At 38.7% G+C, this 18,149-nt stretch carries 14 protein-coding genes; 8 read left to right on the forward strand and 6 right to left on the reverse strand.

Annotated elements, in window-relative coordinates; translation table 11 throughout:
- Positions 1-269: 269 nt before the first annotated feature.
- Positions 270-1,262, reverse strand: a complete 993-nt coding sequence (locus C9J38_RS09985; protein ID WP_107206954.1) for a lipoate protein ligase C-terminal domain-containing protein — start codon at positions 1,260-1,262, stop codon at positions 270-272.
- A gap of 340 nt (positions 1,263-1,602) precedes the next feature.
- Between C9J38_RS09985 and C9J38_RS09990 the strand changes: the two genes are divergently transcribed.
- The 3 genes from C9J38_RS09990 (at position 1,603) to C9J38_RS10000 (ending at position 5,758) form a co-directional block, all read left to right on the forward strand.
- The gene (locus C9J38_RS09990) at positions 1,603-3,582 is read left to right on the forward strand and encodes a methyl-accepting chemotaxis protein (RefSeq protein WP_107206955.1); all 1,980 of its coding nucleotides are present in this window, start codon (positions 1,603-1,605) and stop codon (positions 3,580-3,582) included.
- 2 nt (positions 3,583-3,584) lie between these two features.
- Positions 3,585-4,931, forward strand: coding sequence for an ABC transporter substrate-binding protein (locus tag C9J38_RS09995; RefSeq protein WP_107206956.1), 1,347 nt, complete (start codon positions 3,585-3,587; stop codon positions 4,929-4,931).
- 161 nt (positions 4,932-5,092) lie between these two features.
- Entirely contained in the window at positions 5,093-5,758 is a 666-nt protein-coding gene (locus C9J38_RS10000; RefSeq protein WP_107206957.1) for a response regulator transcription factor, read from the forward strand.
- Positions 5,759-5,833: 75 nt separating this feature from the next.
- Here the strand turns inward: C9J38_RS10000 and C9J38_RS10005 are convergent, their stop codons facing one another.
- Positions 5,834-6,469 (reverse strand): hypothetical protein, encoded by a 636-nt coding sequence (locus C9J38_RS10005; protein ID WP_233218493.1) that lies wholly within the window; start codon positions 6,467-6,469, stop codon positions 5,834-5,836.
- A 199-nt stretch (positions 6,470-6,668) separates the two neighbouring features.
- On the opposite strand from C9J38_RS10005, the gene C9J38_RS10010 reads away from it, so the two are divergent.
- The 3 genes from C9J38_RS10010 (at position 6,669) to C9J38_RS10020 (ending at position 11,679) form a co-directional block, all read left to right on the forward strand.
- Positions 6,669-8,072: a sensor histidine kinase gene (locus C9J38_RS10010; RefSeq protein ID WP_107206958.1), complete on the forward strand. Its 1,404-nt coding sequence runs from the start codon at positions 6,669-6,671 to the stop codon at positions 8,070-8,072.
- A 470-nt stretch (positions 8,073-8,542) separates the two neighbouring features.
- Positions 8,543-10,726, forward strand: coding sequence for a catalase/peroxidase HPI (gene katG / locus C9J38_RS10015; RefSeq protein WP_107206959.1), 2,184 nt, complete (start codon positions 8,543-8,545; stop codon positions 10,724-10,726).
- Between the two features lie 149 nt (positions 10,727-10,875).
- Entirely contained in the window at positions 10,876-11,679 is an 804-nt protein-coding gene (locus C9J38_RS10020) for a RecX family transcriptional regulator (protein ID WP_107206960.1), read from the forward strand.
- 33 nt (positions 11,680-11,712) lie between these two features.
- Here C9J38_RS10020 and C9J38_RS10025 read toward each other — a convergent pair whose 3' ends face one another.
- The 4 genes from C9J38_RS10025 to C9J38_RS10040 are packed head-to-tail and all read right to left on the reverse strand — an operon-like array spanning position 11,713 to position 16,602.
- Positions 11,713-13,743 (reverse strand): acetoacetate--CoA ligase, encoded by a 2,031-nt coding sequence (locus tag C9J38_RS10025; RefSeq protein WP_107206961.1) that lies wholly within the window; start codon positions 13,741-13,743, stop codon positions 11,713-11,715.
- A gap of 47 nt (positions 13,744-13,790) precedes the next feature.
- Positions 13,791-14,420 (reverse strand): maleylacetoacetate isomerase, encoded by a 630-nt coding sequence (maiA, locus tag C9J38_RS10030; RefSeq protein WP_107206962.1) that lies wholly within the window; start codon positions 14,418-14,420, stop codon positions 13,791-13,793.
- A 35-nt stretch (positions 14,421-14,455) separates the two neighbouring features.
- Positions 14,456-15,442 carry a fumarylacetoacetate hydrolase family protein gene (locus C9J38_RS10035; RefSeq protein WP_107206963.1) on the reverse strand — a complete coding sequence of 329 codons (987 nt, stop codon included), beginning with the start codon at positions 15,440-15,442 and terminating at the stop codon, positions 14,456-14,458.
- 23 nt (positions 15,443-15,465) lie between these two features.
- Positions 15,466-16,602: a homogentisate 1,2-dioxygenase gene (locus C9J38_RS10040; protein ID WP_107206964.1), complete on the reverse strand. Its 1,137-nt coding sequence runs from the start codon at positions 16,600-16,602 to the stop codon at positions 15,466-15,468.
- Positions 16,603-16,873: 271 nt separating this feature from the next.
- On the opposite strand from C9J38_RS10040, the gene phhA reads away from it, so the two are divergent.
- Together phhA and C9J38_RS10050 are read left to right on the forward strand one after the other, a co-directional pair.
- Positions 16,874-17,674: a phenylalanine 4-monooxygenase gene (gene phhA / locus C9J38_RS10045; RefSeq protein ID WP_107206965.1), complete on the forward strand. Its 801-nt coding sequence runs from the start codon at positions 16,874-16,876 to the stop codon at positions 17,672-17,674.
- A 13-nt stretch (positions 17,675-17,687) separates the two neighbouring features.
- The gene (locus C9J38_RS10050) at positions 17,688-18,029 is read left to right on the forward strand and encodes a 4a-hydroxytetrahydrobiopterin dehydratase (protein ID WP_107206966.1); all 342 of its coding nucleotides are present in this window, start codon (positions 17,688-17,690) and stop codon (positions 18,027-18,029) included.
- Positions 18,030-18,149: the final 120 nt, after the last annotated feature.

Consider the following 18,149-nt stretch of genomic DNA (forward strand, 5'->3'; position numbering starts at 1 on the left):
TTCTTATTGTTTAATTTTTATTTGTATAAGTCACTCTTGTTATAAAAATACCCATGGAATACGTATCGTAAGGAGAAACAAATAGTCCCTATTATCCACAGAAGCTGTGTATAAGTCTGTGGGAAAAGCAGATAGGCTAGATTTGGTGCCGCCTCTGCTAAAGTCAAGAAGTTGTTAATGATAAAAATAGTGTAATTGATGTCCAATTGATTTAGTTCAATATATAGACATAAAACTAAATTTTTCCTTAAAAGTTAGCATCTTTACTCTTATGCAATTTCTTGTTGTAGCCATTCAGAAAGTGCCATCAACTCATCATAATCTTCTGAATGCGTGAGCAATAAGCCACAGACAATGGATATAACAGATTTGGCATTAAATGGATAACCAATTGCCGCTTGACTTAGGTCATTCATCATATTGTGGTATTGGGTAGGCGCATCATAGTAGACTTTGGTGATCACTCCAGCATCAACATTCAATTTCAGTTCTACGTGTCCCCATGAAAATTCAGTTTCTAATGATTCAATAAAACTAGGTGATTGACCGTAATTCCAATCCCAACTTTTCAGACGATAAAAATTTGTACTAAATTCGAACCAATCGGGATGCTGGTTATTTACAATAACCGTATTTTCGACATCAAGCTTTAGTGTTTTTTGAATACTGTCACTAATGTAATGACATAATTCATTATGTTCTAATGGACGAATATGTTGGTTAATAGAGGTATAAGATCGTTCAAGGTTTTGATGATTGAGAATAGAATAACGACTGTTCATGTACTTTGATATATCAGCAAGAGAGGTATTTACTCTTAAAGTAGTATGAAAAAATAAATATTCTTCAGAGACTGATAGCGCAGTATTAGAAATTTTTCTATTTTCAACTAAGCATTCAAGATTGTCAGAGACTGCGATATCTATTTTCAATGGCTCAAATGTACCTATTAATATTTTTTCAATTAAGCATTGTGTTAAATAATGAGTAGGGCCGATTAACGCAATATTTGTGTGTGTTAAATCTTGATAGATAGCACCGCCAATTGTATGACGCCTGACAATGTTAATATTTTCACGACGAAGTAGCTTCGGCTTACATACACGCCAAGGATTTTGGTCTTTTCCTATATTAACAGAGCGCTGATTTTGCCATAAAAAAGCAATAATATTGTTGCCATTCGCTTGTTTCAGTAATGTTTCTTCAATCGCTTGATTGAAGCTTGGATCGGTTGATTCTGAATAATAGATAGACAGTTTCATGAAATTATCTCTTATCATCAATCTTTGAATTATAAAAATACATTGTTGCATATACGCCAAGTTTAATTAAGTGAGATAACTAAAAATTAAAAGTATTTATATGAGGTACATCGCATTAGTTATTTTTAAATTTAAAAATACTGTCATTTAATACCAAATTGGAATTTAAACGGGATTTTATTAAAAATAATAAATACCTTTATCACTATTTAAATAATAAAGTGTGATCTTGATATTGATTCTGTTGTTAACTTTTTATTTAGAACCGCGAAATAAGTATATTCATACTTATCTTATTTAATCAGCTGCGGCGTGATTTAATCATAAATAGAAGCATGTTATGTCATTATCAATAGTACAGCGCACCATTGTCGGCTTTATAATAATGTTTATTCTTATTGCCGTAGTTGGAAGTATTAGTTATATCAATACCAGTCGAATCCATGATCGCCTTACTGATGTCACTGAGGTGTCGACACCTATGGTTACATCGGCAAGTCAATTACTCGCGAGCTTACGTGAAAATCAGCTATCAGTTGTTGATTACCGTACGACTCAATCATCGAACTTATTAAATGAGCGAAAAGAGGCGGTATTACAGGCTCAACGTGAATTTAACACTGCAAAACAACAAGCATTGCAATATGCTGTTGATGAGGAAGCGAGACTAAAGCTATCAACGGCACTTGCTGCAGCTGATAAATTTTTTGAATTATCACAAAAAACAATTAATGCGCATAATCAATGGATTGCTGTTAATGACCGATTGACAGAGCTTAATTTGTCGTTTCTTCGATTAGAAGATACTTATCAATGGTCTGCGAATTTATTACTTCAACGTGCGAGTGTAAAACGCTCTTTAAGCAATCGAGCTGAACTTATTACCAGTGGTATTAGTCGTGACTTAAAAAATGTCCGTCGTGCTAATAAAAATACTAACTTTGAAAAACTAAGCCAAGTGCTTGCTAAAGATATTGAATTAGCAAAACAAGGTTTAGAGCGCATTAATGTACCTGAAGATGTGAAAGCGCGTTATGCGCGTAATTTACAACGCGTCCATGATTTAGCATTGGGTAAAACAGGATTACTGGCGGTTATGGCTGAAAATAACCAGCTAGAAAGTCAACTGTCAGCTTTGAATCAACAGTCTAATCAGCAAGTTGTTATTACTCAAACAGCACTTAATGATTATATGCAGTATGCGAGTAGCAATGCATATAATAGTCGAAATGCTGCTGATGCTGCAGCCAACCAAGCGACGTACAGTATTATTATTGCCTGTTTGGTTTCAGGTGTTATTGCTTTAATTATTGCCTTTACTACGGCAAAAAGTATCCACACGCCATTAGCACGTATTAATGCGGTATTACGTAAGATGACAGCGGGTGATATGACTCAACGTACTAATTACCAATCTCAGTGTGAATTTGGTGCGCTGTCTCGCTCAATCGACCAACTGTCTGAAAGTATGGCTGATATTCTCACCAAAATTAACGATGGCTCTTTACAACTAGTAACAGAGGCAAATAAAACCGCTGCTACAAGTGAACAGGCGATGAGCCGTGTTGAAGATCAAAAACAACGTACAGATCAAGTAGCCGCTGCTATTTCTGAATTAGAAGTCAGTGCGAAAGAAATTTCACGTTCATCAGATCTGACTGTGAATGAAGTCAATGAAGTAAATCAGGCTGCGCAACAAGGGCGAGACTTAGTATTTAATAGTCGAAACATCACAGAGCAACTATCGATTGATATTACTGAAGCGGTTGATATCACACGCAAATTAGAAAGCTTTACGGTGAATATAGGTAGTATCTTAGATGTTATCCGCGGCATTGCTGAGCAAACGAATTTATTGGCACTTAACGCGGCGATTGAGGCAGCACGTGCGGGTGAGCAAGGGCGTGGTTTTGCTGTCGTTGCTGATGAAGTCCGTGCTTTAGCAAATCGAACTCAACAATCAACAGAAGAAATAAATGAGATGATCGATAACCTTCAGCACAGCGCTGAAATGGTAACTAAGGTCATGGCGAGAAGTCATAAACAAACGGAGCAATGTGTTGAACAAACACGTTTGACAGATGAAACACTACAAACGATAGCTGATCGTATGCGCGTTATTCTTGAAATGGCAGAGCAAGTTGCTCATGCAACCGAAGAGCAAATTTCAGTGAGTCAAGATGTTGCTGAGCATATTAATGGGATTGCGAGTGTTGCTTACAACGCAGAGTCAGAAGCGCGTGAGTCTGCAAACAGTAGTGAGTCGCTATCTAAACTAGCTGCAGAACAACGTCAATTGATTGAACGATTTAAGGTATAAATATGAAACAGAGAATGGCTTCCCCTTTTTATACAAAGGTTCAATCAACCTTATGTCGCAGTTTTGTTATTAGTGGTATCGCGTTAGCTGGTCTTTCACCACTATCGGTAACTGCACAACAGTATGATTCCTCATTAAAAGGTACTGTATTGGTTGATTCTTGGCGACAAGATGATGCGATTTGGAAAGATAAAATAATTCCAGCATTTAATAAGCATTACCCGAATATTAAAATCACCTATCGCTCACCAGAAGGGTTGACCTCATTTCTTGATGATTTGAATACCAATCTTGCCAATGGTAATGCTGGCGACTTGATTGCCTGTCGTCCATTTGATGGTTCGTTAAAGCTGTTTACGCAGGGGCACCTTAGCGATATTACAGAAATGGCTGGGATGGAGAACTTCCCGAGCTTTGCATTAAGCCCTTGGCAAACTGATTCAGGTGCACAGACCTTCTGTTTGCCTATGGCCTCTGTAATCCATGGTTTTTTCTACAATAAAGATGCATTTAAAAAACTCGATTTAAGTGTACCTAAAACAACGGCTGAGTTTAATCATGTGTTGAATATGATTAAAAACAGTGGTCAGTATGTGCCTTTAGCAATAGGCACGAATGATAAATGGGAAGCCAGTACGATGGGCTTTCAAAATATAGGCCCTAATTACTGGAAGGGCGAAGATGGACGATTAGGGTTGATTAATGGCACTGAGCGTTTTGATTCACCAAAATACCGACAAGTATTTCAGGAATTAGCGAATTGGAATAAGTTTTTAGGCAATGGTTATCAGACACGTAAATATGCCGATTCCATTGAATTGTTCAAAACAGGGAAGGCGGCTATTTATCCTGCTGGCTCTTGGGATATCAGCACCTTTACAGGCCAGCTAGATTTTGGCGTATTTCCACCTCCAGTAGAAAATCGCGGTGATGAATGTTATTTCAGCGATCATACTGATATTGGTATAGGGTTAAATACTAAAGCACAGAATAATCCAGCGGCAAAAGCGTTACTAGAATGGATGACAACGGCGGAGTATGCTGAGTTATTGACTAACTCTATTCCTGGTTTCTTCTCATTATCTAACCATTTCTTTGAAGTTGAAAACCCGATAGCGAAAGAAATGATGGGATGGCGTAATGAGTGTGATTCTACTATTCGAAGTGCAGCGCAGATTTTATCTCGAGGTAAACAGAGTTTTGAGGCTCAAATCGACCAAACCAGTGTTGCTGTGTTAAATGGTACAATGACACCAGAACAAGCTACACAGTTAGTTCAGGCGGGGTTAGATTCATGGTATGTGCCACAAAGAGAAGCAAAAGTTGCAAGCTTAATTTGCCAAGAATAATCAGATAAGCGTATTAAAAGCGATGCTCTAGAGATAGAGCATCGTTTTTTTGTTTGTAGCGGTAAGTTCTTAATTTTTCTTAATAGGATAGATGTTATAGCTATTGTTATCTGTTTAGCAGGTGATTAATATGCACATTCATTGTGTTTAGGTGTTGTATTGTGTCTAAGATATTAGTGGTTGATGATGACGTACAATTATGTGTGTTATTAACTGAAGTTCTCGAAGATGAAGGTCATGAAGTTAGCTGCGTTCATTGTGGTGAATCTGCGTTAACATACCTTCAATCAACAGGTGTCGATCTGATATTGCTGGATGTAATGTTACCTACTCTTGACGGTATGCAGGTTGCTCGCCGTATTTGTCAGCGTTTTGCAACGCCAATCCTTATGCTTACAGCACTAGGAGATGAAGCAACGATGCTTGATGGTTTGCAAGCTGGCGCTGATCAGTTCTTGGTTAAACCATTTAAAGTTGATGAATTGCTAGTACGTATATCGGCAATCTTACGAAGAGTGGGACTAGAGCGCCAGCGCCATTGTTTGCCCTCAACATCGGTGGAATTAGAAAGTCAGCTTTCTCGCTTACCGTTAACTGGTACAGAGCTCGATTTACTTAAATACTTAATTAAGAATAACGATATTGTCGTCTCAAAAGCCACATTACAAAAAGATGTTTTGAAGAAAGAGCTTAGCCCGTTTGATCGTAACCTTGATATGCATATCAGTAATATACGTCGTAAAATGGTGTTAGCAGGAATGTCTAAACAGCACATTAAAACAGTGCGTGGGAGAGGGTATAGTTACTCTTCATGTGTTTCGGAGTAATGCGTTTTCTTCAAATATAAAAAATAAGACGATACTCGATCGTCTTATTTTTCGGCTTAGATAATAGAGCCATCATTAATTCTTTAATACACGATTATCGCTAAAAGTGAGTAATTCAAGATTAAAAGGGGTCGCTTGCAGCTTAGGGTACTGCTGAGAAAATAATGTTTCATCACGTTGTTGATCATAACTATGCTGTAAATAGCCATAGCCACTTGGATACTCAAGATTCCAAAGTTCACTTTTCGCTATACGGCTAACGGCAAGAAACTGTCCAATATAGCTGGCTTGGTTGGCAGTAATTGAAAATGTAACATCCATTTTACCTATGTTTTTGGATATCAGCGTTTTATTACCATCTGACCCTTCAAGTTGAATACTGAAAATTTCGTATTGTCCTACAGGTAACTCAATATTAAACAAATGACCGCTAATTGTTGAATCCTCAAAATGTCCATCTTCATTGTTATTGGTGATCGTAATAATATTACCCTCTCCAATACTCAATTTATTGCTACTTAGAGGGCGAATGTTAATCGTTGTGAGCAGGTTTTTACCTGTTTTCGGCCATTCGGTATTAGCACCCAGAGTACCAACAAGATAACCTGTGGCTTGATTATTCTCATAAACAGAATCAGGAACAGAGACTTGTAAACCTGATGAACAGCCGACTAATAATAATGTCAGTAAACAAATAATGGTCTTCATCATAGAACTTCCTTTTGCTGTGATGAATAGAGTTAAGAAGCATAATGTTAAATGAGTAAAATGCTAAGAAATAAACGCCATAACTATTGTCATGTAAAAATACAGTATCGTCTATCTGTGACGTGTTTTTTGTGACTAGGATAGGCTGAATTGCTAGTTACTATAGATAAAAAGAGAAGCAAGTGTTTAGGAGTATAAACAAGTGAATGTTTCTAAAGTGATACAAGGAAAGCATCGACTTCCTTTGCATAAGCAAAGCTTAGTTTTCCGACTTTTTTCTTATTTTACCGTAGGCTTACTGGTCATATTAGGGCTTCAGAATTTAGCAGAGGTCGCTTTAGTCAAAACATTGTTACATGTCCCGCAACAGGTTCAGCAAGACATTTTGAAGATGGCAGCAGAAGTTGAACCTTTAGCTGAAAACGGTGATCCGCAGCGACTTGCTGAGTGGGAGAGTAAACAAAAATATTATGCTTTTGTACTTTACAGTGATAACAAAGAGATAAGTACCCGAATAATGCATCCTCATTTTAAGTTTAAACTTAAATATGCTCGACCATTGAATTCAATTTTAGATTCTCGTGTTAATCAACCCATTTTTACGATACCTCTAAAAAATGGTAATAAATTGGTGGTTCAGTTACCTCATGAATTACACCCGGCCAAAAATTTTTCTTTGTATTTTGGTTTAATACAGGTAGTGATTGCGATTCTGATCACCTTAATGTTTTCATTAATTATCGCACGCTATTTGCAGCGACCATTAGATACTTTAAGACACGCGAGTCGTTCTTTAGCTAATGGTGACTTTTCAGTGCGTGTCGCTCATGTTATGGGAGAGAAAGTAAAAGAGTTTAATGAATTAGCGACAGATTTCGATAACATGGCAAATCAAATACAATTGCTAACAGAGAAACAACGGCGTTTAATTCGTGATGTTTCTCATGAACTTCGAACGCCTTTGGCTAGACATAATTTATCATTGCATTTAATCCGAAAGCGTACCTCATCTGAACATTTGCATTTAGTGGATCGGTTAGAGCAAGAATCAGAAGAGATGAATGAACTCGTCACAGAAATCCTTGAATTTAGTCAATTTGAAAATGCAAAAGCGAATATCAAGCTTATTCCTGTCGACGTCCAAACTTTTTGTGATTCAACGGTTGAACAATGTTTACAGCTAAAAGCGCATGGCCAATCGATCATTAAAGATATTGATAGAGCACTGCCAATGGTTCAGACCGATACGCGATTATTAGTACGAGCAATTAAAAATTTAATAGGTAATGCGATTAAATATGCTGGAAGTGAAGCCAATATTATCATTCATACCAGTATAAGAAATAACGCGGATCAGTCTTATGTTGTTGTATCGGTTTCAGATGATGGTGATGGGATCCCTGAGCAACATTTAAAACATATCTTTGATCCGTTCACGCGCATAGAGGGTGCACGAGATAAACAATCTGGGGGTTATGGTTTGGGGCTCGCCATTGTAAAGGAAGCGATGCTAGTCACTGGAGGACAAGTAGAAGCGGGTCGTTCAGTTGAGGGAGGTTTAAAAATATCGTTATTGTTACCGATTATAGAAACAATAAAAAAGTAGCCTCAAGATAAAAACATAAGAGTGATATCCTTTCTGGCTATCACTTTTTTTATTATAACTTCCAGGACTAGATGTTCAATACCGCACCAAGATTCCTTTGGAGAATAGTGCTGTTGTGTTCATTATCTTTTGATAACCACCATCTATTGAATCAATAGATTTATAGTATTAGCTGTACGCATTCAATTGATTTAAATTTACGCCATTAAACGAGATTGTATTTTGTAAATAAATTTTTTTTGATTTATATCAAATCGAAAGTTTTGTTTTGGTGCAGTTTAATGTTTTAGTTAAAGATGAAGAATTCCTGTTGATTTTTTATTTTAAATCGCTAAAAAGAATTATATCAAATTTTAAAATTTCAAATTTAACGAATCTTTTTAATTGCTTCTCAATACCTAAGAGCTATATTGAATGGAGCTAAGAATTAATGGCAATAATACTAATTAAAATAAAAAGGTGAACACTCAATGTCTAAATGTCCATTCCACAACACGCACGCGGTTAATCCGTCAATTAACCCTGGTAATGGTACGTCTCCAAGTGATTGGTGGCCTAACCAACTTAAACTAGACATTCTTCACCAGCACGATCGTAAATCAAACCCAATGGGCGAAGATTTCGATTATGCCGCTGAATTCAAAAAGCTAGATCTTGAAGCTGTGAAGCAAGATCTACGTGAACTAATGACAGATTCTCAAGACTGGTGGCCAGCAGACTTCGGTCACTACGGCCCTTTCTTCATTCGTATGGCATGGCACAGTGCAGGTACATACCGTACTGCTGATGGTCGTGGCGGCGCGAGCACAGGTAACCAACGTTTTGCACCACTAAACAGCTGGCCTGATAACGTAAACCTTGATAAAGCACGTCGCCTAATTTGGCCTATCAAGCAAAAATATGGCAACAAGATCTCTTGGGCTGACCTTATTATTCTAACAGGTAACGTTGCACTAGAATCAATGGGCTTTAAAACATTTGGTTTTGCTGGTGGTCGTGAAGACATTTGGGCACCAGAGCTAGACGTTTACTGGGGTAAAGAAAAAACATGGCTTGCTGATGACACACGTTACGAAAAAGACAGCGAGCAACGTGATCTTGAAAACCCACTAGCAGCAGTACAAATGGGTCTTATCTATGTTAACCCAGAAGGTCCAGACGGTAACCCAGATCCACTTCTAGCAGCACACGACATTCGTGAAACATTTGCGCGTATGGCAATGAACGATGAAGAAACAGTAGCGCTTATCGCTGGTGGTCACACATTCGGTAAAACACACGGTGCAGCAGATGCAGCACACGTAGGTGTAGAACCTGAAGGTGCTTCAATTGAAGAGCAAGGTTTCGGTTGGACATCAAGCTATGGTAGCGGTAAAGCTGGCGATACAATTTCAAGTGGTCTTGAGGTAACGTGGACAACAACACCTACGGAATGGGGTAATGGTTTCTTCCATAGCTTATTTAGCCATGAATGGGAATTAGAAAAGAGTCCTGCAGGTGCTTATCAGTGGATTGCTAAAGATGGCAAGCTAGAGTACCCAGATGCATTTGGTGATGGTATGCACCGAGGTACTATGCTAACAACTGACTTGTCTCTACGTTTTGACCCAGCATACGAGAAAATCTCTCGTCGCTTCTACGAACACCCAGAAGAGTTCGCTGATGCATTTGCACGTGCATGGTTTAAATTAACTCACCGTGATATGGGTCCTGTATCACGTTACTTAGGGCCTGAAGTACCAGCTAAAGTGTTCACATGGCAAGATCCAATCCCAGCGGTTGATCACGAGCTAGTAAACGATGCTGATATTGCAAAACTTAAACAACAAATAGCTGCATCTGGTCTATCAATCAGTGAGCTAGTATCAACAGCTTGGGCATCTGCTTCTACATTCCGTGGTTCAGACAAGCGTGGTGGTGCAAACGGTGCACGTATTCGTCTAGCGCCGCAGAAAGATTGGGAAGTAAACCAACCTGAGCAACTAGCGAAAGTGCTAAACGTACTTGAAGGCATTCAAGCAAACTTCGAGAAAACAGTATCTCTTGCTGACTTAATCGTACTTGCTGGTGGTGTAGGTGTGGAAATGGCTGCGAAGAATGCAGGCCGTGACATCACAGTACCATTTACTGCTGGTCGTATGGATGCATCACAAGAAGAGACCGATGTAGAATCATTTGCTGTTCTTGAACCAATTGCTGATGGTTTCCGTAACTTCGAAAAAGCGAAGTTCACAGTTGCAGCAGAAGAGCTATTACTAGACCGCGCACAACTACTAACGCTAACAGCACCTGAAATGTCAGTGCTTGTAGCTGGTATGCGTGTACTAGGTGCGAACTACGACAACAGCGAGTACGGAGTGTTCACTGAGCGTAAAGAAGCATTAACTAATGACTTCTTCGTTAACCTACTAGACATGGCAACACAGTGGAAACCAACATCGGTAGACCAAGATGTGTTCGTAGGTACAGATCGTAAGACTGGCGAGCAGAAGTGGATGGCATCACGTGTTGACCTAGTATTTGGTTCTAACTCACAACTACGTGCACTTGCAGAAGTTTACGCATGTTCTGACTCAGAAGAGAAGTTCGTCAACGACTTCGTCAATGCTTGGGTTAAAGTAATGAACGCTGACCGTTTTGATTTACACTGTTAATCAAAACGCAAAGTTTCAATACTAGCCAATGGTATGAGATAGAAACTTAACAACAAATATAAAGAGGCGCTCAATGAGTGCCTCTTTTTTCGTTTCAGTGTCGTAAACTGTTATCATAGCAATAACTTTTAGAAATTCTCCGATGCTGTATGAAAAAGCCTTATCCTGCTTCCACCATTCAAAACGTTATTAATAGCGCGATTTACCACTTAAACCTACGTGATCACTCAGAATTTGAATTGCGCAAAAAACTTGAAGCAAAAACAGAGAATAAAGAGTGGGTCGAAACCGTACTTGAACAAATGAAAAGCTATGGTTACCTAAAAAGCGACCATGCATTTTCCATACACTTCTGTGAGTTAGCTTTTAATAGCCAATATGGACGTAAATACATCCAGCAAAAACTTAAAACCAAAGGCATCGATGAACTCACCATAGAGCAAGTCATCACGGAAACAATGCAGCGAATGGCGATTTGTGAGCAATCGATGATTAACACACGCTTGGCACGTTTTAAAGACTTCTCAACCACATCGGCAGAGAAAGTCGTCAATGACTTATTAAAACGTGGTTTTAGTATGGAGGACATTTCTCGTGGTATTTCAGAGCATAGCGCGTCAGATACCTTATTGACCAAAGCACAAATCAAAGGCAAGAACGCCAATCTTGAAGCTGAAGTGATTAAACTTGCCAAAAAGCTAAAAGGGCGCTCATTAATCGCGCAAGAGCTAAAAATGAAGCATGTTGATATCTCAGAGCTCGATAATGTACTAGATGAACTAACTGAATCAGGTGAAATAGATTTCTACTACAACTGCCAATTAGCTCTAGCCAAGAAACGTTACGATCTCACCGACTTTAAAGAAAAGAGCAAAGCTTATGGTTATCTATCAAGCAAAGGCTTTTCTAGTGATGAAATTAAAGAAGCAATCAATGCTGTGTTAGAAGAATAGAAGATAAACTTACCTATTCCCTTGTACGTATTATCACGCTAAGTCTGATCTATTTTTATACTGCTCTAAACTTTCTGGGTTGGCGATAGCACTTGTGTTTACAACATTTCGTTGGTGGATGGCATCTCTCACCGCTTTTTCTGCTATTTTCCCTGATTTAGTTCTGGGTATTGCAGAAACTTGTAATATTTTTGCGGGAACATGATGGGGAGAGCACTGATTGCGAAGTTGCGTGTTGATACGATTGATTAAGATATTATCGAGCGTTACATCTGGTTGTAGCTGAACAAAGAGAACAATTCGAACATCGTTTTGATACTGCTGTCCAACAACAACAGAATCGACGACTTCATGAAACGGATTGACTTGACGATAAATTTCAGCAGTGCCAATGCGAATACCACCGGGATTTAAGATTGAATCAGAGCGCCCATAAAAGGTGAGCCCACCGTGATGAGACACACTGACATAATCGCCATGATGCCAAGTGTTGGGGTAGGTATTCCAATAAGCATGGAAATATTTTTCCCCCTTTGGATCTTGACTAAATGCGATGGGTTGATTGGGAAAACTGTTGCAACAGACAAGTTCACCGCATGTATCAAAGATAGCTTCTCCTGCTTGATTAAATACATTAACGTCCATTGCTAAGGCTTTGACTTGGCACTCCCCACGCCACACAGCACCGATTGGATTGCCAATGGCAAAGCAACCACAAATATCGGTTCCGCCTGCAATTGATGAGAGCTGAATATCTTGTTTGATGTGCTTATAGACATAATCAAACTGCTCAGGTGCGAGTACTGAACCTGTAGAGCAAATGATAGCAAGTTGTGACAATGTCACGTACTTGTTCGGTATGATCTGCATTTTTTCTATGGTCTCTAAGTATTTGGCGGAAGTGCCAAATAAGCGAAGGTTCTCTTTGTCTGCCATTTTCCACAATTGATAAGGATCTGGGGATAAAGGCGATCCATCATATAATACGAGTGTTGCGCCTGATGCCAAGCCACTGACTAACCAGTTCCACATCATCCAACCGCAAGTCGTAAAATAAAAAATGGGATCGGAAGGTTTAATATTGCAGTGTAATTGGTGCTCTTTCAGGTGATTTAATAGGGTTCCACCGACAGAGTGAATAATACACTTGGGTTTCCCCGTGGTACCTGATGAATACAATATATACAGCGGATGATCAAAGGGCGTAGGAGTAAACGCTAAATCAGGGTAATGAATAACATCTTCCATTTCTTGCCATGTACTCACGGTGATATGAGAAGGTAAGGAAGGACTTTGTAACAGTAGTTTATCGATAGGATTTTGGTTTATATAAGGATAAACAATTAATTTTTTGACACTAGGAAGGGAAGATAAAGCCTCTGCCAATGTGGTTAAACTGGTTATTGTTTTGTTGTTATAAATATAGCCATCGGTAGTAAAAATAACTTTAGGTCGGGTCTGACTAAAGCGTTCGACAACACTTTCAGTCCCGAAATCAGGAGACGTGGATGTCCATACTGCACCTAAAGAGGTGGTCGCTAGCATAGCAATAACTGTTTGCGGAATATTAGGCATGTAAGCGGCAACCACATCGCCTTTTTGTACCCCTTGTTGTTGTAAATACTGTGCGACTATTGCTACTTGCTGGTGGAGTTGTTGCCAAGATAGTCGCTGCTGGGCATGTTGCTTATCTGTATCTTTAAAACTGTGTTCGTTATAAAAAACAATTGCATCTTGTTGGCTTAGCTTCGTGCTGTAAGCAAGTAAATTTTCGGCGAAATTGAGCGTGGCATCAGGAAACCAGCGTTGATCTTTATTGGGAATAGGGCTGTGTGTTGGACAATAGACAATGTTTTCACCTTGGTTGCCAATTACATTGCAAAATTGCCATAGCTGTTGCCAGAATTGATCACTATGTTTTATAGACCAGCGATGCAATTGGGTATAATCATGAAATAGACGTTTGTGTTGTTCACTGATCTGCACCATAAATTGATACAGCAAACTATTTTGAATGCGTTTTCGACTTGGCTTCCAGAGACATTGCTTATAATCATCAGTCATTAGTATGTTCTCCGTCCTTCTTAAAATGCGCTATTTTTGTTGAAGAATTAAAGATGAGGTGCTGCTTTGATGAAAGGCTCAAGCTGGTTACAGTGTTTTTCTATAGCGTTAATGGTTGGAAAATTTGATAAATCAATATTAAAACGTCGGGCGTTATACACTTGAGGGATCAAAAATATATCGGCTAAGGTTGGGGCAAGTCCAAAACAGAACTTTTCAGGATTATTGTTACTGGCAAGCTGCTGTTCTAATGCTGTAAAACCTTGATCTATCCAGTGGTGATACCATTGTTTTTTTTGTTCTGCTGTAACGGTTAATTTGCGCTCTAAATAGTTGAGTACACGTAAGTTATTTAACGGATGGATATCACAAGCGATGGATAACGCAAAGGCTCGGCATTGCGCACTTTCTATGGTGTTACAATGCAGTAAACTTGGTGTTGGATAACATTGCTCAAGATATTCGATAATAGCGAGAGATTGATATATGTAACATTGGTTATGCTCAAGTGTAGGTAATAAACCCGTCGCATTCATGTTTTTGTAGTGGCGACTGTTTTGCTGATTATCAAGCAGCGAGATCGGCACACAGGTATAATCTAGCTGCTTAATGTTTAAGGCAATTCTTACTCGATATGAGGCTGATGAGCGAGAGTAATCATATAGGGTAAATGCCATATTCAGCTCTCTTTGAGTAATTAAGGTACTTGAAGTTAATGCTTAATAAAGGGAATAACGGCTTGTTCAATAGCCCCAAAAATAGAATGTTTATCAGCATCAAACATTTCTATTTTTACGCTATCACCGTATTGCATGAAGGGAGTTTGAGGCTCGCCTTGTTCTATCATTTCCAGCATTCGTTGTTCAGCAATACAACAAGAGCCAGATAACCTATCTACGTTAGAAACTGTTCCTGAACCTATGATAGTGCCAGCGGTTAATGGACGACTTTTGGCAGCATGATGAATTAATTGGGCAAAGTTAAATGTCATATCAACACCTGCGTTGGGGTTACCAAAGAGCTGCTGATTTAAGTGAACATAAAGTCGATTATTGACCTTGTTCTCTTTCCATGACTCGCCTAACTCATCAGGTGTCACCGCGACAGGAGAAAAAGCCGATGAAGGTTTAGATTGAAAAAAACCAAAGCCTTTAGCCAGTTCTGTTGGGATTAAATTTCTTAGCGACACATCGTTAACAAGCATTAACAGTTTAATGTGTTTCTCAGCATTTTTTACGCTTGTCGCCATAGGGACATCATCTGTAATAACGGCTATTTCAGCTTCAAAATCAACGCCCCAATTAAGATCTTCAACTTCGATGGGCTGTGTAGGGTTTAAAAACTGATCTGACATACCTTGATATATTAAAGGGTCTTGCCAAAAGCTTTTTGGCATCTCTGCACCTCTTGCTTTGCGCACCAACTCAACATGATTAACGTAGGCACTACCATCTGCCCATTGAAAAGCGCGAGGAAGGGGAGATGCACAATGCATTGGCTGAAAAACAAAACGATGCTCAAGCATTTTTCTATTTAGTGCGTGATAAAGATCATTAAGAATGGGTTCAACATCAGCCCAATGGTCCAGTGCATATTGCATGGTAGGGGCAATATGTTGAGCTGATACCGCCCATTTAAGATCGCGAGAAACGACAATGAGCTTTCCATCTCTACTTTGTTGTAATGAAGCAAGTTTCATTGTTGTTATCCTTACTTTTATTGTTATTCAGGATGTTGATGACGTTGCCATGACGCCACATAATTATGTAATTCAACCTCACTAACATTGGGTGCAATATCGAGAGGGTTTCGAGTATCTATCATTACTGCTACTTCATCGATAAATGTTTTAGGTGCTTGTTGGCTTTTTATTAAAGCGTTAGGGTGTGGACCATGTGGAAATCCGCAAGGATGAAACGTGATCATGCCGGGTTTAATATTGTCTCGACTGAAAAAATCGCCATGGTGATAAAAAATCACTTCATCATAATCATTATTACTGTGAAAAAAGGGCACTTTTAAAGCGTTAGGATCGCTTTCAACAGGACGAGGTACAAAGGTACACACAATAAAATTATCACTGACAAAGGTAGAGTGTGCTGATGGTGGAAGGTGATACCGATGGCTCATGAGTGGGCGAATGTCACGCCAATTAAGTTTTAGTACCGTTAGATTTCCTTTCCAGCCGATGCTATCTAAGGGATTAAACGGGTAGCAAATTGTATTAATTTGGTTACGCGCTTTTAACAATACCTGCCAATTATCTTCTGTTTGTTGTACTTTAAATGCAGCATTGATTTTAGGGTATTCAAGTATTGCGGGATCAAAGAGGGCATGTTCACCGACAATCCCATGATCAACACTTTTAAAACTGTTATTGGTTGCTTCAATCATCAACAAAGTAACCGTGTTGGGCGTTTCAATTCGCCATGTTGTAGAGCGAGGAAGCACAAGGTAATCCCCTTCATTAAAAGGCAGATGACCATAATCGCAATACAAATCTCCACTACCTTGATGAACAAACAATAATTCGTCACCATCACCATTTCGCACCAGATGATCCATACTTTTATTGGTTTGCCAAACACGCAGTTTAATATCGCTATTGGATAGCAGTAGTGGTGCATCCCAAGGTGTATCCCCGATTTGGGGCAAAGCTAAGGCATCAAATGCTCTTGGTTTATGTTCACCACACCATGAGACCCAACTTGTTGGCGGATGTTTATGGTACATGTGCGTTGCTGGGCCAAAAAAACCTTCTCGACCGCATTCGCGTTCGAAACTGTCATTGGGTAAGTCACAATGTGCTTGTTTGCTTGATAGCCCTTCAATAATTGGAAACTGAAACCATTTATGCATTCCTTGCCTCATTATTTACTCTTGCTATCACTTAACTGTGGTTGAAAGTGCAGAAATCGCAATATTATTGATTAGATGCAGAATGAAAGATGTTCATTCTTGTTTACATTTTTTGCATCATTAATCAGATTAAGTGTTAGTCAAATTAGGCATTAAAGCCTGTTTTTTAGTGATAAAAATGGCTGATAATAAGGATCACTTCTAATATTTATAGAGTTAATAATAAAAATAATAGTGTCGGTTGGTGGTTAGTCTATAAACGGAGGCTATTATGCAAAAGAAACAGAGTAGTAATCCGACAAAGCATTGTTATGTCTCAAAGCCTGTAGATCGTAATGGGGTTATTACTTGGAATGAAGAAGAAAATGCTATTTGGCATCATCTTATAACTCGCCAACTTCATTGTGTGCAAGGCAAGGCATGCGATGAGTATATAGCGGGTTTAGCTGAATTAGATTTACCTCACGATCATATCCCTCAACTAAAAGAAATAAATCGAGTATTACTCGATACCACAGGTTGGCAATGCGTTGCTGTACCTGCCTTAATAAGTTTTGATCATTTCTTTTCTTTACTCGCACGCAAGCAATTTCCTGTTGCCACCTTTATTCGTACTAAGGCTGATATAGATTATTTGCAAGAGCCTGATTTTTTTCATGAAGTATTTGGACATTGCGCAATGCTAACCAACCCATATTTTGCACAATTTACGCATTTTTATGGAAAACTCGGTGTAAAAGCGACGCATGAGGAAAGAGTTTATTTAGCTAGACTATACTGGTTTACGGTTGAATTTGGTTTACTAAATCAAAATGGTAAATACCAAGTTTATGGTGGTGGTATTTTATCATCGCCACAAGAAACACATTACGCGACGGTCAGTACCATACCGCAACGTGTTGCTTTTGATCCTATAGAGGTAATGAGAACGCCATATAGAATTGACATACTACAGCCTAAATATTTTGTATTGCAAAGTATGGAGCAACTTTACCAAGTGACTAACCAAGATATTTTCGGGTTGGTAGCAGAAGCACAGCGAAAAGGATTACGCGCTGCCACCTTTAGCTAAAAGGAAACGATTAATGACGAGTTTAGATAAATTGAAATGTGAAGCATGCCATTCAGGCTCACCAAAATTAAGTGATGATATTTTAGCTGAATACATGGCGACATTACCAGAATGGCAAATTATTAATCCTAACGGTGTAAATCGTATAACTCGTACATTTAAATTCAGTAATTACAAACAAGCGTGGGAATTTAGCAATAAAGTGTCGCAATTAGCAGAAGAAGAATTTCATCATCCGACGCTTGTTTTAGAGTGGGGAAAAGTAACAGTAACATGGTGGACTCACGACATTAAGGGGATTCATTTAAATGATGTTATCTGTGCAAAGAACACTGAAAAATTGTATTTGAGTTAAATCCGCATAAATCGTGCGTATATCATTTGTTTTCTTGTTATAATACGATGTTTTAAATCGGAATTTGCATTAAAAATAAGGCTTTATTTGTTTTTCTAACTTAAAGTTTCTTGCTCTAAA

It is taken from the genome of Photobacterium sp. GB-210 (assembly GCF_003026075.1).
Classification (GTDB): Bacteria; Pseudomonadota; Gammaproteobacteria; order Enterobacterales; family Vibrionaceae; genus Photobacterium.

Excerpts from the sequence above, each read along its gene's own strand:
- C9J38_RS09985 (WP_107206954.1), bottom strand. The coding sequence starts at position 1,262 with ATGAAACTGTCTATCTATTATTCAGAATCAACCGATCCAAGCTTCAAT.
- C9J38_RS09990 (WP_107206955.1), top strand. The coding sequence starts at position 1,603 with ATGTCATTATCAATAGTACAGCGCACCATTGTCGGCTTTATAATAATG.
- C9J38_RS09995 (WP_107206956.1), top strand. The coding sequence starts at position 3,585 with ATGAAACAGAGAATGGCTTCCCCTTTTTATACAAAGGTTCAATCAACC.
- C9J38_RS10005 (WP_233218493.1), bottom strand. The coding sequence starts at position 6,469 with ATGATGAAGACCATTATTTGTTTACTGACATTATTATTAGTCGGCTGT.
- katG (WP_107206959.1), top strand. The coding sequence starts at position 8,543 with ATGTCTAAATGTCCATTCCACAACACGCACGCGGTTAATCCGTCAATT.
- C9J38_RS10020 (WP_107206960.1), top strand. The coding sequence starts at position 10,876 with ATGAAAAAGCCTTATCCTGCTTCCACCATTCAAAACGTTATTAATAGC.
- C9J38_RS10025 (WP_107206961.1), bottom strand. The coding sequence starts at position 13,743 with ATGACTGATGATTATAAGCAATGTCTCTGGAAGCCAAGTCGAAAACGC.
- maiA (WP_107206962.1), bottom strand. The coding sequence starts at position 14,420 with ATGGCATTTACCCTATATGATTACTCTCGCTCATCAGCCTCATATCGA.
- C9J38_RS10035 (WP_107206963.1), bottom strand. The coding sequence starts at position 15,442 with ATGAAACTTGCTTCATTACAACAAAGTAGAGATGGAAAGCTCATTGTC.
- C9J38_RS10040 (WP_107206964.1), bottom strand. The coding sequence starts at position 16,602 with ATGCATAAATGGTTTCAGTTTCCAATTATTGAAGGGCTATCAAGCAAA.
- phhA (WP_107206965.1), top strand. The coding sequence starts at position 16,874 with ATGCAAAAGAAACAGAGTAGTAATCCGACAAAGCATTGTTATGTCTCA.
- C9J38_RS10050 (WP_107206966.1), top strand. The coding sequence starts at position 17,688 with ATGACGAGTTTAGATAAATTGAAATGTGAAGCATGCCATTCAGGCTCA.